The sequence below is a fragment of the Streptomyces sp. NPDC005898 genome (assembly GCF_040629635.1).
GTDB lineage: Bacteria > Actinomycetota > Actinomycetes > Streptomycetales > Streptomycetaceae > Streptomyces.
Window position 1 is genome coordinate 1 of the sequence record NZ_JBEXWC010000003.1, and the last position, 14,132, is coordinate 14,132.

Genomic DNA, 14,132 nt, shown 5'->3' on the forward strand with positions numbered 1-14,132 from the left:
TTGAAACGCGAGGCCGCGTACTGCACCAGGGAGAGGTTCATCTCGATCAGGCAGTTGCGCACGTACTGGTACTCGTGCGTGCCCTCCTCCAGCTCACCCAGCCGGTCGAAGAAGCGCCGGGAGATCGCCCGCGCGTCCTTCGGCGCCACCGAGGACGGATCCGCGTACGCACGCTCGGCGACCTTCTCCACTGCGTGTGCGTGAGCCTGCTCCGTGACCGCCATGGTGGCCATGTCCGGGTCCTCTCTTCCACTGGTTTCCTGGGGGTGCTTGCGGGCATCATCTGCCCCGCGATCGGCGCTTCACACAGACAGGACGAGCGAATTTCCGAAACACGGTCAGTTTCCCGCCCAGCAGGTCACGCCTTGCTGCCCAGCAGGCCGCGCCGCGCCTGACGGGCGGCCCGCCGGCGTCGACTCACTGTAGGGCCCTCCCGTCACGGCCGGGACGCCGGGGGCCACCGGCCACTGCCCGGAGTCAACGCCCGGGACAACCACCGTCCTGCGGACCCGCTGTGTCCAGTACCTCCCGCAGTCGCCGCGCGAACTCGTCCGGTTTCCCGGGATAGCCGAACTCCCCGTCGCAGAAACCGCCGTGGTGGCTCGGGAAGACGGTCGCCCGCTGTCCGAGCAGCTCGGCCGTCGCGACCGACGTGCGTCCGGTCTGTACGCGCTCGGACTCCTCGCCCACGGCGATCACGACGCGGGTCGGCGCGGCGGCGAGCGCCTCGACGTCCGGCCGGTAGTCGCTGACCGCCCATGAGCGGTCGGACAGCAGCGGGTCGTCACGCGACCCGTCGTCCTCGGCGGGCATCCCGAAAGCGGCGGGATCGGCCGGCGGCCGCGCGAAGTACGCGTCGGTGAACTCGCCCTCCCACGAGGTCATGGCGACGAACGCGGCCATCCCCGCTCCCCACCCCCGCTGCTCGTACGCCTCCCGGACATCGGCCCGCGCCCGCACGGCCGCCGGGCCGTCCGGGGTGAGGGTGATGAGCGGCGGCTCGTGCGCGACCAGGGTGGTCACGTCCTCGGGGTACTTCGCCACGAGCGCGAGCGCGGTGACCGCTCCGCCGCTGCTGGCGAACATCTCCACCGGCCCGGCCCCGAGTGCCTCGATGAGGGCGTGCACGTCGTCGGCCTGGGTCTGCGGCGTGTGGTCGACGCGGCCGTCCTTGCGGATGCTGCGCCCGAGCCCGCGCGGGTCGTAGGTGACGACGGTCCGCTCGGGGAAACGTGCCGCGAGGGCGGCGAAGCCGGAGGCGTCCATGGGCTGCCCGATCATGAACAGCGGCGGGCGTCCGTCCGTGGTCGGCAGCGGCCCGCGAATGTCATGGACGAGGTCCGCGGCGGCTGTCTCAAGTGTGCAGGTCTTCATGCCTCTGTAGACCGGCCCCGTTCCGAAAACTCATCGGCGCGGCGGGCGCGGCTCCGTGCGGCGAGCGCACCTCTGCCCTCAGCGAAGCGGGGACACCGCGGCGCGCGTTACGTGTTTGAGTGCGCTGATGAAGATCTTGGTGTTGGGCGGAACGGCGTGGGTGGGCCGCGAGATCTCGCGGCAGGCACTGGAACGCGGGCATCGGGTCACCTGTCTGGCCCGTGGGGAGAGCGGCGGTGTGGCCGAGGGCGTGGTGCTGGTCGCCGCGGACCGGCGCGACCCGGCGGCGTACGACGAGGTGGCGGGCCAGGACTGGGACGCCGTGGTCGAGGTGTCGTGGCAGCCGGGCTTCGTCCGCGGGGCACTGGTGCGGCTCGGCGAGCGGGCGCGCCACTGGACGTATGTGTCGTCGGTCAGCGCGTACGCCTCCCATGCGCGGCCGCACGCGGACGAGTCGGCCGAGCTGCTCCCGGCGGCCACCCGCGACGAGGTCGGCCACGAGGAGTTCGGTCCGGCCAAGGTGGCCTGCGAGGAGGCCGCGGCGGCCGTGGCGGGGGACCGCCTCCTCGTGGCGCGGGCGGGAATGATCGGCGGCCCCGGCGACCACAGCGGGCGCTCCGGTTACTGGGTCGCCCGCGCGGCCCGTGAGCCGCTGGCGCCGCTTCTGGTGCCGGCTTCCGCCGACGTCCCGACGCAGGTGGTCGACGCGCGCGACCTCGCGGCATGGCTGCTGCACTGCGCGGAGAAGGGGACGACCGGGACGTACGACGCGGTCGGCCCGGTCGTGCCGCTCGGGGAGTGGATCGCGCTGTCGCGCCGGATCGGCGGGCACACCGGCCCGGTGCGGGAGGCCGACGACGCCTGGCTGGTCGGACAGGACGTGGTCCAGGCCATGGGCCCGGAGTCGCTGGCGCTCTGGCTGGCCGACCCGGACTGGACCGGCTTCGGCGCTCGCGAGGGCGCCGCGGCGAGCGCGGCGGGCCTGCGGCACCGCTCCCGGGCACAGATGCTGACGGACACCCTGCGTTGGGAGCGGGAGCAGGGACTTGACCGGCCTCGCCGGGCGGGCCTCAGCGGCGAGCGCGAGCGCCAACTCCTGCGGGCGCTGGGCTGATACGCCCCCTCCCCCACCGTCCGGGGGGGGAGGACCGTCGGCGACGCGGGCCGCCCGAGGCCGTCTGGGCCTGCCCGCGCCGCCGACGGGAACGCTCTCACGGCCGACGGACCGCGCGGCTCACCCGGTGTGGATCTCCAAGGCCGTGCGCACGGCGGACTCCAGGGCGCCCTCGATCCACGCCGGTTTGACGGACGTGTGGTCGCCGGCGAAGTGCAACGGCCCCTCGGCCACCGGGATGGCGGGCAGCAGCTCGGTGTGCTGGCCGGGCAGGAGCACGGACGCCTCCCCATAGGCGTAGGGGTCGCGCAGCCAGCTCTGGGTGCGGCCCGCACCGGTGTAGAAGACCTCGATGCGCTGGCCGTAGACCTGCTGGAGGCCGCACAGCGCGTAGGGGTAGCGCGCGTCGTCGTCCAGCGAGTCCCAGCGCCGCGCGTCGTCCGCCCAGCTGTAGGAGGCCAGGACCACGCCTCCCGCGCTGCCCGGGACCGGGTGGGAGGGGTGGAACATGAACCGGTTGGCGTTGTCCGACACCGAGCCGCCGCCCGTGACGTCGACCGCCTCCGGCTGTTCGCGGCCGAGCGCGCGGTTGGCGGCGTAGTGGGTGCGCTGGCCCGCCGTGATGTGTCCGTCGGGCACGGAGGGGTGGGCCCCGAGCAGACCCCCGTCGGCCGTCGCCCGGCCGGTGCGGTAGGCGTCGTACAGACCGGGGTCGATCCGGCGCAGCTCCCGCTTCCAGTCGGCCTCGTCGAACTCCCACCAGCGGCGGCTGAACTCCAGCAGCACCTTGGTCGCGCTGTCGTAGTGCAGTTCGGTGATCGCCCGGCGTTTGCCGTACGACAGGGGCGGGGTCACCTGCACGTGGCGCAGTCCGGAGAACGGCACCGTGACCACGGCGACGTCCGCGGTGAACTGCTCGCGGACGACCGGGCGGCCGCGCCCCTCCGAGACGGTGTCCACCCACACGTGCGGGCCCTTGCCGCGGACGTGCTCGGCGTCCGGTGCGGGGCGGTCGGGGTGGTGGTACTGGATGCGGGTCACCCGGCGGTCGAAGCGCACGTCCTCGCCGACGTGTTCCAGCAGGGCGTCCGGCAGCACGGCGGTGCCGCCCTCCAACTCGTAGAACGGCGTGCTGGGGCTGATGAGGGAGGAGCCGATGAAGCTGTGGATGAAGGACAGCGGAAGGCGGGAGGTGACGTTCTCCAGCGTGCCGATCAGGTCGATGGTCCGTTCGTCGAGACCGGCGTGTTCGGTGAGGAAGCGGAACATCGACCAGTCGCCGAACCGCTGCACCACCCGGGCCCAGCCCCGCAGCCGCTCGGCAAGCGGCTTGTCGACGCGGTTGCCGTCGCGGTCGAGGGTGCTGAACTCGTCGCGCACCGGGTCCAGCGCGGAGCGCAGGATCACGGCGGCCGGGGTGTCCCAGTGGGCGCGGGGAACGCCGAACGAGCGGTTCACGCGTCGGGGCGCGCGGGCGTAGTCGGCGCGCCGCACGCGGATGCCGTTGACGTGGATCCAGGTGCGGTGGGCGGGACGCCCCTCGCTGTCGACGTCCACGTAGTGGAAGCGCCGCTTCTTCAGGTCGAGTTGGTCGATTAGATCCATGACCAGGGGGTGGCTGCCCGGGAGGCGCATCGCGCCCGCCTCGGCGTACTGGCGGGGATCGGCGAAGGGCTGCTCGGCGTTCTCGTGGCCACCGCGGCGGAAGGTCTTGACGCGTCCGCCCGCCCGGTTGCCGTTGGCCTCCAGCACCGTCACGCGGTGGCCGGCCCTCTTCAGCAGCCAGGCGGCCACGAGTCCGGCCGGGCCTGCGCCGACGACCAGGACGTTCTTGGGCCGTGTCCGTCGCTGGGACGGCAGCCCCTTCTTCAGGACCTCCTGGTAGCGCGGGACGAGGGGACGGTCGTCGGAGTCCAGTACGAGCAGTGCGCGGGCCACGGCCAGGCACCGGTCGAAGTCGGCGTTACGTCTGTCGCCCGGGGCGGCCGGCGCGGGCACGGCCGCGGCGGCGGGGCCGGTCAGGGCCGTGGCCACCGTGGCCGTGCCGGCCACCGCCGCGAAGCCCCTGCGGGAGAGCCCGCCGTCTGAACGCAGCACCGCGTGATCTTCAGTCATGGCCGTCTTTGTACAGGTGGCGATGGCCGGGCGTCCTCTTCCGGACCGGGCATTGCCCCGAAGGAACTAAGCGGCGGCGAACCCTGACGTCACAACGGGGCCCGCCGCGGTGCGCGGACTCCTGAGGCCCGGGAAACCCGAAGGGATGAACGCCGGGTGATCTCCGTCTGCCGCGGCGATCGATCCCCCGACACTGCGATATGAGTGTCCACATCCGTGCTCGCCGGCGGCCCGCGCGGTGCCTGAGGTGGGCGGCGCCGACGCGGTCCTGCGAGCGGGCGACGAAGTGGAGGGGGAAGGGTGGCGCAGCGGCGCACTCTGTTCGGTGGCAGGGCCCGGTACTGGTTCGACAGCACGCTGGCCCGCGGCGCCGCCGTGCTCGTCGCCTGGATGGCGCTGCTGTGCCTGGTCATCGTCCTCCCGGCCAGTGCGGTGCTGGCCTGGACAGACCCCGACGTGTCGGCGTCCCTGGCGGGCCGGCTCGCGCAGGTGTGGCGCCACACCGGCAGGACGCTGCGGCTCGGCGGTGCGACGGGCCCCCCGCTGCGGGTGGCGATGTCGGTGCTGCTGGCGCTGGTCACCCTGCTGTACGTCTCGGCCCTCGTCGGTCTGATCACCACGGCGCTGACGGAGCGGCTCACCGCGCTGCGCCGGGGCCGTTCCACCGTGCTCGAAGAAGGGCACGCGGTGGTCCTCGGGTGGTCGGAGCAGGTGTTCACGGTGGTGAGCGAACTGGTGGCCGCCAACGCCAACCAGCGGCGGGCGGCGGTGGTCGTGCTGGCCGACCGGGACAAGACCGTCATGGAGGAGGCCCTGAACACGAAGGTGGGCCCCCTCGGCCGGACGCGGCTGATCTGCCGCAGCGGGCCCACCACCGACCCGGCCGTGCTGCCCCTGACCAACCCGGCCAAGGCCGGTGTGGTGCTGGTCATGCCGCACGACGAGCCCGCCGCCGACGCCGAGGTGGTCAAGACGCTGCTGGCGCTCAGGGCGGCCCTGTCCGAGGTGGCCGACCGGCCGGCCGTCGTCGCCGCCGTCCGGGACGACCGCCATCGGCTGGCCGCCCAACTCGCCGCCGGGCCGGGCGGCGTCATCCTGGAGAGCGACACCGTCACCGCCCGGCTGATCGTCCAGGCCGCGCGCCACCCCGGGCTCTCCCTCGTCCACCAGGAACTCCTCGACTTCGCGGGCGACGAGTTCTACCTGGTCAGCGAGGCGAGCCTGGTCGGCCGCCCGTTCGGCGACGCGCTGCTGTCCTACACCACGTCGAGCGTCGTCGGGGTGATGCGCGGGGAGATGCCCCTGCTCAACCCGGCGCCGGAGACGCTCATCGCTCCGGACGACCTGCTCATCGTCGTCTCCCGTGACGACGACACGGTCTGGCTCGACGACTGCGCCGAGCTGGTCGAGGAGGCGGTCATGGCGTCCGGCCCCCCGACTCCCGCGCGGGCGGAGCGGGTCCTCCTCCTGGGCTGGAACCGCCGGGCGCCGCTCATGGTCGACCAGCTGCGACGCCGCTCCCGTCCCGGATCGGCCGTCGACGTGGTGACCGACCACGGTGAGGCGACCGTGCGGCAGGTGAACGAGGCCGACGCGGACAGCGGCAACGAGCTGAGCCTGACCCTGCACGACGGGGATGTCACCCGCCCCGAGACGCTGCGCCGCCTGGACGTCTGCTCCTACGACAGCGTGATCGTGCTCGGTCGGGATCCCGCTCCCGGCCCGTCGCCGGACGACCCCGACAACCGCACGCTCGTGACCCTCCTGCTGCTGCGTCAACTGGAGGAGACGACCGGGCGCGAACTGCCGGTCGTCACCGAGCTGGTCGACGACCGCAACCGGGCGCTGGCCCCCATCGGCCCCGGCGCCGACGTGATCATCAGTGGCAAGCTCATCGGTCTGCTCATGGCACAGATCTCCCAGAACCGGCACCTGGCAGCGGTGTTCGAGGAGCTGTTCTCGGCCGACGGCACCGGCGTCCGCCTGCGGCCCGCCACCGACTATGTGCTGCCGGGGAGCGAGACGTCCTTCGCCACGGTCGTGGCGGCGGCCCGCCGGCGCCAGGAGTGCGCCATCGGCTACCGGACGCACGGCGACCCGTCGATGAGCCTCGGCTACGGGGTGCGGATCAACCCGTCCAAGCACGAGCGGCGCCGCTGGACGGACGAGGACGAAGTGGTCGTCATCGGCAGGGACTGACGGCCGGCCCCACGGCGCGCGGCACGCGGTCCGGCGCACGCGGTCCGGCGTGTGCCGTCCCGCGTGCGGTCCGCGTCCGTGGGGTCAGTCCTTGTCGACGTGTTCCCGCAGGATCTTGCGGTTGGTCGCGTCGATGTCGAACGTCGTCTTGTTCCAGTCCTCGGTCGTCACGACGTCGACGGACCACTTCGGCGCGCCGCCGTCCGTGTCGTCGAGTTCCACGGAACTGACGGTGCCCTTGGTCTTGTCGGTGGCGGTCCGGGCGGCCTGCTCCGCGGTGACGGTGGCCTTTTTCAGCAGGTCGGCCAGTTCCCGCTTGTCGTCGGCGTCCTGGTCCGCGTCGGCCCGGGCCTTGCCGGCCTTGCCGGTGACCGCGTCGATGTCGAGCAGGTGCTTGGCGCCGTCGCCGGTCGCCACCTCGGCCTCCCACCGGGGAGTCTCCGCCGGCCCCTTGAGTTCGACGGAGACCGGCTTGGAGCCGTCCACCGCGCCCACCGCGGTGCGCAGGGCCTCCTCGTGGCCCGTCTTCACCTTCGGGACGAGCGCCTTGCGCTCGTCCTGGTCCTCGGTCAGGGGGGAGCCGCTCCCCGAGACGGAGGAGGTGACGGCGGCTGCCCGCGCGGTGGCCGCGTCGCTCTTCGTGTCGTTTCCGTCGTCGTCGCCGCACCCGGTGAGCAGGGCCGCCGCCGCGGCCGCCGCGCACACCAGTCCGGCGCCGCGCACGACCGGCAGACGCCGATGCCTCTGACGGGAGTCTCTGTCTGTGGTGATCATGGAGGCACGTTAAGCGACATAGAGCGCAGATGCTCGCAAAAGGGGCGCCAGGCGAGGGATGTGCACCGGCAGAGGGACCGGGTCTACCACCAATAGGCGGGGTAGCGGGGGCTGCCGGGGCGTACCCGTGAGGCGGCCCAGCCGGTCGCGACGAGCAGGACGGCCGACCCCAGGAGCAGCGGTACGAAGGTCCAGGGCGCCGGCGCGTGCAGGACGATCACCACGGCGGTCGCACACGCGGGCGAGTGCGGGGTGCGGGCCACCGTCATCACGGCCAGGCCGATCCCGGCCGCTACCGCCGCCGCCCACGGCGAACCGCCCGCCAGGCCGAGCACCCCGTATCCGACACCGGCGCACAGCAGGTGGCCGACGACCACGCTGCGCGGCTGGGCCAGCGGCAGTCCGGGCGCACCGTGGATGATCGCGGCCGACGCCGCGAGCGGGGGTATCAGCACGGGCTCGTGGAGGAGCGAGCCCACGGCGACCAGGGCCAGCAGGACGGCGGTGACGGCGCCGGCGCTGTGGGCGGCGGTGCGCGGCGGCGGCGGGGCCGGGGCGCGGCCCGCGAGGCGGTCGAGGACGCGGGGCCGGGCAGGCGAAAGCGGCGCCTCTATGGCTTCATCGATGCTCAAGGAAGTGATCTTTTTCGGGGCTCGGCCGTCAGGGGAGCCCCGCGCGGCAGGTGAGGACAAGGGCACTCGCCGGCAATTCTATCCGGCGCCCTTTCGTCGCCGCAGGTCAGGGGTGCCGTCGGCCGCTCTCAGGTCAGGGCCGCGAGCTCCTCTGGAGTGCGCGGGCCCTCCCCCGCTCCGGCCGGGAGCCCGTGCGCCCGCAGCAGCTCCGCGACGGCGATGCCCCACGGCAGGCGCAGCCCGGCCTGGGCCAGCAGGTCCCGGCGGGCCAGCATCTCCGCCACCGGGCCGGTGCGTACCCCCGAGGGCGTCAGCAGTGCCGCGTCGTCCGCCCAGCGCAGGGCCAGGTCCACGTCGTGGGTGGCCATGACCACGGTGGTCCCGGTGTCCCGCAGGCCCTGGAGGGTGGCGAGCAGGCGCTCCTGGCCGTCGGGGTCCAGGCCCGCCGTCGGTTCGTCGAGGATCAGCAGGCGGGGGCGCATCGCCACGGCGCCCGCGATCGCGGTCCGTTTGCGCTGGCCGTAGGAGAGGAGATGGGTGGGGCGGTCGGCCAGGGCGCTGATGTCCAGGGCCGCGAGCGCCTCGGCGACGCGTGCGCGGACCTCGGTGTCGGGCAGGCCGAGGTTCAGCGGCCCGAAGGACACGTCCTGTTCGACCGAGGCGGCGAACAGCTGGTCGTCCGGGTCCTGGACGACCAGCTGAACGGTGGTCCGCAACCGCGTCAGGCCCTTGCGGTCGTACGTGACCGGGGTGCCGTCGGCCGTCAGGTGACCGGTGTCCGGTCGCAGGCCGCCGCTCAGCAGCCGCATGAGGGTCGTCTTGCCGCTGCCGTTGCGCCCGAGCAGCACGAGTGCCCTGCCCTCGGTGACGTCGAAGTCCAGGTCGCTGAGGACGGCCGGCCCGTCCTCGTACGCGTAGGAGGCGCCGCGCAGCACCAGCAGGGGCTCGCTCATCCAAGAAGCCTTTCCATGACGAAGGTGAGGGCGGTCAGGGCCGCCAGGAGTGCCACGCCCGCTCCCACGAACCGCCGCGAGACGCGGGCCTCGGGCACCAGCACCCGCAAGGTGCCGTCGTAGCCGCGTCCGGCGAGTCCGCCGTGCAGCCGGCTCGCCCGGTCGAAGGCCCGCACGAAAGACGTGGCGCCCAGACCCGCGAGGGAGCGCCAGGTGGCGGCCCGTGTGGTGTGGCCGAGGCGTGCCGCCTGCGCCTGGCGGATGCGGGTCATGGCATCCAGGAGCAGGAAGCTCATCCGGTAGGTCACCAGGGCGACGTCCACGACGGGCGCCGGGATGCCCGCCTTGACCAGGCGGGGCAGCAGATCCGACATGGGGGTGGTGAAGGCGAACAGGAGCACGCCGAGCGAGGCCGCCGAGGTGCGCAGGAGCAGGCCCCCCGCCCGCGCGGGACCCGACTCCGCGAGGGTGACGAAGCCGTCCGGGCCGCCGAGCTGGACGAGCAGGGTCAGCGCTCCGGTGACGCAGAAGCCGAGCGGCACGCGGTAGGCGCGCCACAGTTTGCGCGGCGGCACACCCGCCGGGCCGAGCAGCAGGACGAGCGCGGTGGCCGCGACCAGGGCGGCGCCCGGCCAGGGCGGCAGGGAGATCGCGAGGAGGGTGAGGCCGAGCCCGAGCACGGCCTTGTCCACGGGGTGGCGGCGGCGCCAGCGACTGCTGTGCGCCGCCACGTCGATGGGCAGCACTGCCGGTCAGAGCTGCCCGGGCCCGGGCTCGGCGGCCTCGTCCCCCGGGGGCTGCCCGGCGCGCGCCTCCTGCGCCTGCCGGCGTTCGGCGCCCTGCCTGCGGCCCTTGCGCAGACCGAAGTAGTACGCGAGGACACCGGCGCCGAGGGCCGCCTGGAGGGCGAAGAGCGCGGATTCGATCTCGCCGGAGGGCGGCTCGTACAGGGGCGAGAACCACGGTTTGTAGTCCGGCTCGATCTCGGTGATCGCCGTCTCTGCCTGGGCGTCGGCACCGGTGAACGGTTCCTTTTTGTGGTCGCCGAGCCCGAGCGCCAGGGGCAGCACCGCGAGCGCCGCCACGACCACGAGCAGCAGGATGTTGATCTTCGTGTTCCGGCTCATCAGGCGCTGGCCTCCCTGTGCGTCTCCTGCGTCTCCTGCGTCTGCTGCTTCGCGGGGGTCTCCCCCATCGCGGAGGTCTCGTGCGGCATGGTGGGCCGCTTGCCCTGCGGCAGCACGCCGAGCCGCGCGAGTTCGCCCCGGCTGGACTGCACGAGCAGCCGCATGACCAGGACGGTGAGCAGGCCTTCGCTGACGGCGAGGGGGATCTGCGTGACGGCGAAGATCCCGCCGAACTTGCCCAGCGCGCCGAGGAAGCCGCTGCCGGGGTCCGGGAACGCCAGGGCCAGCTGGACGCTGGTGACGCAGTACGTGGACAGGTCGGCGACGAAGGCCCCGCAGAACACGGCGGCCATCAGCGGTACGTCGAACCGCCTGAGCAGCCGGTAGACGGCGTATCCGGCCCACGGCCCGACGATCGCCATGGAGAACACGTTGGCGCCCAGGGTGGTGAGCCCGCCGTGGGCGAGCAGCAGGGCCTGGAACAGCAGCGTGATGGTGCCGAGCACCGCCATGATCGGCGGCCGGAACAGGATCGCGCCCAGTCCGGTGCCCGTCGGATGCGAGCAACTGCCCGTCACGGACGGGATCTTCAGGGCGGAGAGAACAAAGGTGAAGGCCCCGGCGGCTCCCAGGAGCAGGGTGCTCTCGGGGTGTTCCTTGACCTCACGGGTCAGACGACGGACTCCGTGGACGACGAACGGCGCGGACGCTACGCCCCAGGCGATCGCGTGCGCCGGCGGGAGGAAACCCTCGGCTATGTGCATGGCTCAGCAGACCCTCTCCAGCACCTCGTGGATGGACAACGTGCCTTGGCCGGTCTCCTGGCTGACGGGTCGTACCGACCGGACTCCGCCTTCCCGGGCACGTGTGTGCCCAGTGGCTGCCGCGAGGGCTGGAGCCGGACTTCCCGATCACAGTGGCGAGGGCCGCACCGGCATCACACCGGATTTCCCGTTCACCAAGGCGTGGTGACATTAGTGCGCGACGGAGGGGCCTGACAACTTGCCCGGGCGATTCCGATCGTGGTCAGACGTACCCGGCACCCTGCGGGAACGGCCCCACGAGGGCTCCCGGTTCGCTCCAGCAACGCCCGTGCGGCGGGTCGGCAACACGAAGCGCGGCGTTCACTCGATCGTGAGTTCCGGCCGGGCCGCGCCCGGCGTGTGGTCATCCTGTGAGCGGCGACACGAGACGGCCGCCGGGCGGATGTGCCCCGGCGGAATGTGCTTCAGGGGGACATGTCATGACGCGGGAAGCGAGCCGCATCGTCGGCCTCGGTGAACGGGCGGTGCTGCTGGCGGCGGGGCTGGCCGACCTCGGGGTCAGCACGCTGGGCACGGCGGTGGGGACGGTACGAGGGCTGCTGCACCGCTCGGACGCGGCGGACCTGGCGGCGGACGCCGAGCACGATCTGCTGGCGCGCGGGCGCCTGGTGCGGGACCGGTACGCGGCGGTGCCTCCGGCCCACCTGGAGATCCTGGCCCGGCGCGCGCTGGCCCGGCGGGCCGCCGATGGCCTCTGACCTGTGGGAACCCGCACGGTTCAAGGACCGTGTCGACGCGGTGCTGCGTGCGTTCGTCGGCCAGGAGGCCGAACGCTTCGCGGACGTCGATCCGCTTCTCCATCCGGTGGCCGAGCAGCTGGAGGCGGCCGTCGCGGACGGCAAGCGGCTGCGGGCGGCCTTCTGCTACTGGGGCTGGCGCGGGGTGGGCCAGCCCGACAGTGACGCGCTGGTGCGGGCTGCGGCCTCGATGGAGCTGGTGCACGCCGCCGCGGTCGTGCACGACGACCTCATCGACGACAGCCCGTTGCGGCACGGCCGCCCCACCGCCCAGGTGGCCCTGCGGGACTGTGTGCCCGACCGTCCCCGCGCGTCGGCCGACGGCAGGTCGCTGGCGATGCTGGTGGGCGATCTGCTGATGGGGCTGGCCGGGCAGCTGTTCGCCGCCAGCGGTCTGCCCGCCGCCTATCTGGCCAGGGCCCGCCCCCTGTGGTCGGCGCTGGCCCGGGAGCTGATCGCGGGCGAGTGCCTGGAGATCCTGCGCACCGGAGCCGACCCCGACACCACGGCCTCGCTGAAGGTGATCCGGTACAAGACCGCCAAGTACACCGTCGAGCAGCCCCTGTTGATCGGCGGGGCGCTGGCGGGTGCGGCCGGCCGGCTGCGTGCGGGCTATACCGCGTACGGCCTGCCGTTGGGCGAGGCGTTCCAGTTGCGCGACGACCTGCTCGGCCTGTTCGGCGACCCCGAGCACACCGGCAAGGCCAACGCCGACGACGTGCGCGGGCACCGGCCGACGGCCCTGCTGGCCGAGACCTGGCGCTTGGCCGGACCCGGTCAACGGGAGCAGCTGCGCGCCCTGCTGGGCCGGCCCGATTCGGACGCGGCGGATCTGGACACCGTACGCGAGGTGATGTGCGCGCTCGGGGCGCCCGACCGCGTCGAGGACATGATCTCCGTCCGGGTCGAGGAGGCCCTGGACGCCCTGCACGAGGCGGACCTGCCGACACCCGCCGCCAAGGCCTTGACCGACCTGGCGCACGCGGCGGCGGCCCGCCTGTCCTGAACCACGCGCGAGACGGCACCCACCGGCCGCGGTGGCCACCCGGTCCTCGGCCCCTCCCCCGAGGCCGTGGCCGTCACCTTGGAAGACGAGGAGCCCTGTCATGCTGTACACGGAGGCGTCGATGAACGCCTTGCGCGACCCCGGGGACGAACTGGCCGACGCCACCGTCGCCACGCTCTTCGAGCGCGGGGAGGTCGGCAAGTTCAACACGTTGATGCGGTACGTCTCCACCGCCGGGGCTCCCCTGCCGGACGGGCTGCCGCACGTCGCCAGGGAGTATCTGGCGGCCACCAGCCATCCCCCGTCGTGGGTGGACTGGGGCGAGATGGAGAAGGCCCGGTTGTTCTTCATCGACAACAACGTGCACATCTCCACGGCCCTGTCCTTCGCCTCCATGCCCGCCTGCTACGTCGTGCCGGTCGTGGCGAAGCTGCTGTCGACGACCCACGGACTGGCGTACCCCTCCAGGCGGATGGCGGAGACGGGCCAGTTCACCGTCTACCTGATGCGGCCCGACGCCTTCGAGGCGGGCAGCCGCTTCATCCCGGCCGCGCAGAAGGTCCGTCTGCTGCACGCCTCCATCCGGCATCACCTCAAGCGGGAGAACCGCTGGGACACCGAGGCGTTCGGGACGCCGATCTGCCAGGAGGACATGATCGGCGGGCAGATGTTCTTCTCGCTGCTCGTGCTGGACAGCCTGCACCGGCTGAACATCCATATGTCGACAGAGGGCGCCGAGGCGTACTACTACGCGTGGCGTGTGGTCGGGGCGATGCTCGGCATCGACCAGGACGCGGTCCCGAAGACGCTCGACGAGGCCCGCCAATTCCTCGACCTGTACATGATCCGTCACATGGGGCCCTCCGCGGAAGGCGTCCATCTGACCCGGCAGCTCATCGACCTGTACGAGGAGGTCGTGCCCGGCACCCTCTTCGACCCGATCGTCTCCGCCCTCATCCGCCATCTCGTCGGGGACACCTGCGCCGACTGGCTGGGCGTGCCGAGCACCGCGTGGGACACCGTGGTGAAGGCCGTGCCCCACCTGCTCGGGGTGCTGGAGACGATCGAGGACCGCTCGCCGCTGGGCGCCTGGGCGCTGGATCGCCTCGGCAGCCTCACCGCGGCCCTGGAGCTGTCCTCGCTCACCCGCGGGCGTGTCATGCACTACGCCATTCCGGAGGATCTCAGGAAGGAGTACGGCGTCTCCGCCACCGTGCCCCGTGCCGGCCGGTGGACCCCGCCGCCGTCCACGGTCTCCTGATCGGGCCCGGGGACGC

13 protein-coding genes, 1 pseudogene and 1 riboswitch are annotated in these 14,132 nt (G+C 72.9%); of the genes and pseudogenes, 5 read left to right on the top strand and 9 right to left on the bottom strand.

Features of this window, described 5'->3' with window-relative positions; translation table 11 throughout:
* Window positions 1–224: pseudogene (locus ABZ385_RS05195) on the bottom strand (RNA polymerase sigma factor SigF); the annotation flags it as partial.
* A gap of 253 nt (window positions 225–477) precedes the next feature.
* Entirely contained in the window at window positions 478–1,374 is an 897-nt protein-coding gene (locus ABZ385_RS05200) for an alpha/beta hydrolase (RefSeq protein WP_358909776.1), read from the bottom strand.
* Between the two features lie 127 nt (window positions 1,375–1,501).
* Here ABZ385_RS05200 and ABZ385_RS05205 point away from each other — a divergent pair, with 127 nt between their 5' ends.
* Entirely contained in the window at window positions 1,502–2,488 is a 987-nt protein-coding gene (locus tag ABZ385_RS05205; protein WP_358589664.1) for an NAD-dependent epimerase/dehydratase family protein, read from the top strand.
* Window positions 2,489–2,608: 120 nt separating this feature from the next.
* Here ABZ385_RS05205 and ABZ385_RS05210 read toward each other — a convergent pair whose 3' ends face one another.
* Window positions 2,609–4,603: an FAD-dependent oxidoreductase gene (locus tag ABZ385_RS05210; protein WP_358909778.1), complete on the bottom strand. Its 1,995-nt coding sequence runs from the start codon at window positions 4,601–4,603 to the stop codon at window positions 2,609–2,611.
* Window positions 4,604–4,903: 300 nt separating this feature from the next.
* On the opposite strand from ABZ385_RS05210, the gene ABZ385_RS05215 reads away from it, so the two are divergent.
* Window positions 4,904–6,802, top strand: coding sequence for an NAD-binding lipoprotein (locus ABZ385_RS05215; protein WP_358589660.1), 1,899 nt, complete (start codon window positions 4,904–4,906; stop codon window positions 6,800–6,802).
* Window positions 6,803–6,886: 84 nt separating this feature from the next.
* On the opposite strand, the gene ABZ385_RS05220 is transcribed toward ABZ385_RS05215, so the two are convergent.
* The 6 genes from ABZ385_RS05220 to ABZ385_RS05245 form a co-directional block, all read right to left on the bottom strand.
* Window positions 6,887–7,576, bottom strand: coding sequence for a PepSY domain-containing protein (locus ABZ385_RS05220; RefSeq protein ID WP_358589658.1), 690 nt, complete (start codon window positions 7,574–7,576; stop codon window positions 6,887–6,889).
* A gap of 83 nt (window positions 7,577–7,659) precedes the next feature.
* Window positions 7,660–8,208, bottom strand: a complete 549-nt coding sequence (locus tag ABZ385_RS05225; RefSeq protein WP_358909780.1) for an HPP family protein — start codon at window positions 8,206–8,208, stop codon at window positions 7,660–7,662.
* Between the two features lie 128 nt (window positions 8,209–8,336).
* Window positions 8,337–9,161, bottom strand: coding sequence for an ATP-binding cassette domain-containing protein (locus ABZ385_RS05230; protein ID WP_358589654.1), 825 nt, complete (start codon window positions 9,159–9,161; stop codon window positions 8,337–8,339).
* Window positions 9,158–9,907, bottom strand: coding sequence for a cobalt ECF transporter T component CbiQ (cbiQ, locus tag ABZ385_RS05235; protein WP_358909782.1), 750 nt, complete (start codon window positions 9,905–9,907; stop codon window positions 9,158–9,160). Before cbiQ ends, ABZ385_RS05230 begins: the two co-directional genes overlap by 4 nt.
* Window positions 9,908–9,913: 6 nt before the next feature.
* A complete protein-coding gene (locus tag ABZ385_RS05240) occupies window positions 9,914–10,288 on the bottom strand; it encodes an energy-coupling factor ABC transporter substrate-binding protein (RefSeq protein ID WP_358589250.1) in 375 nt (124 codons plus the stop codon).
* Window positions 10,288–11,052 (bottom strand): energy-coupling factor ABC transporter permease, encoded by a 765-nt coding sequence (locus ABZ385_RS05245; RefSeq protein WP_358909784.1) that lies wholly within the window; start codon window positions 11,050–11,052, stop codon window positions 10,288–10,290. Before ABZ385_RS05245 ends, ABZ385_RS05240 begins: the two co-directional genes overlap by 1 nt.
* 29 nt (window positions 11,053–11,081) lie before the next feature.
* A riboswitch (cobalamin riboswitch) is annotated at window positions 11,082–11,266 on the bottom strand.
* Between the two features lie 265 nt (window positions 11,267–11,531).
* Between ABZ385_RS05245 and ABZ385_RS05250 the strand changes: the two genes are divergently transcribed.
* The 3 genes from ABZ385_RS05250 to ABZ385_RS05260 all read left to right on the top strand — a co-directional run bounded on the left by ABZ385_RS05250 (window position 11,532) and on the right by ABZ385_RS05260 (window position 14,116).
* Window positions 11,532–11,810: a polyprenyl synthetase gene (locus tag ABZ385_RS05250; protein ID WP_358589253.1), complete on the top strand. Its 279-nt coding sequence runs from the start codon at window positions 11,532–11,534 to the stop codon at window positions 11,808–11,810.
* On the top strand, window positions 11,800–12,855 hold the full coding sequence (locus ABZ385_RS05255; protein WP_358909786.1) for a polyprenyl synthetase family protein: 1,056 nt from the start codon (window positions 11,800–11,802) through the stop codon (window positions 12,853–12,855). Before ABZ385_RS05250 ends, ABZ385_RS05255 begins: the two co-directional genes overlap by 11 nt.
* A 100-nt stretch (window positions 12,856–12,955) precedes the next feature.
* On the top strand, window positions 12,956–14,116 hold the full coding sequence (locus tag ABZ385_RS05260; protein ID WP_358697565.1) for an oxygenase MpaB family protein: 1,161 nt from the start codon (window positions 12,956–12,958) through the stop codon (window positions 14,114–14,116).
* Window positions 14,117–14,132 lie beyond the last annotated feature (16 nt).

Coding starts and splice junctions, on each gene's coding strand:
- ABZ385_RS05200 (WP_358909776.1), bottom strand. CDS start 1,374: ATGAAGACCTGCACACTTGAGACAGCCGCCGCGGACCTCGTCCATGAC.
- ABZ385_RS05205 (WP_358589664.1), top strand. CDS start 1,502: ATGAAGATCTTGGTGTTGGGCGGAACGGCGTGGGTGGGCCGCGAGATC.
- ABZ385_RS05260 (WP_358697565.1), top strand. CDS start 12,956: ATGCTGTACACGGAGGCGTCGATGAACGCCTTGCGCGACCCCGGGGAC.
- ABZ385_RS05210 (WP_358909778.1), bottom strand. CDS start 4,603: ATGACTGAAGATCACGCGGTGCTGCGTTCAGACGGCGGGCTCTCCCGC.
- ABZ385_RS05245 (WP_358909784.1), bottom strand. CDS start 11,052: ATGCACATAGCCGAGGGTTTCCTCCCGCCGGCGCACGCGATCGCCTGG.
- ABZ385_RS05255 (WP_358909786.1), top strand. CDS start 11,800: ATGGCCTCTGACCTGTGGGAACCCGCACGGTTCAAGGACCGTGTCGAC.
- ABZ385_RS05220 (WP_358589658.1), bottom strand. CDS start 7,576: ATGATCACCACAGACAGAGACTCCCGTCAGAGGCATCGGCGTCTGCCG.
- ABZ385_RS05240 (WP_358589250.1), bottom strand. CDS start 10,288: ATGAGCCGGAACACGAAGATCAACATCCTGCTGCTCGTGGTCGTGGCG.
- ABZ385_RS05230 (WP_358589654.1), bottom strand. CDS start 9,161: ATGAGCGAGCCCCTGCTGGTGCTGCGCGGCGCCTCCTACGCGTACGAG.
- ABZ385_RS05250 (WP_358589253.1), top strand. CDS start 11,532: ATGACGCGGGAAGCGAGCCGCATCGTCGGCCTCGGTGAACGGGCGGTG.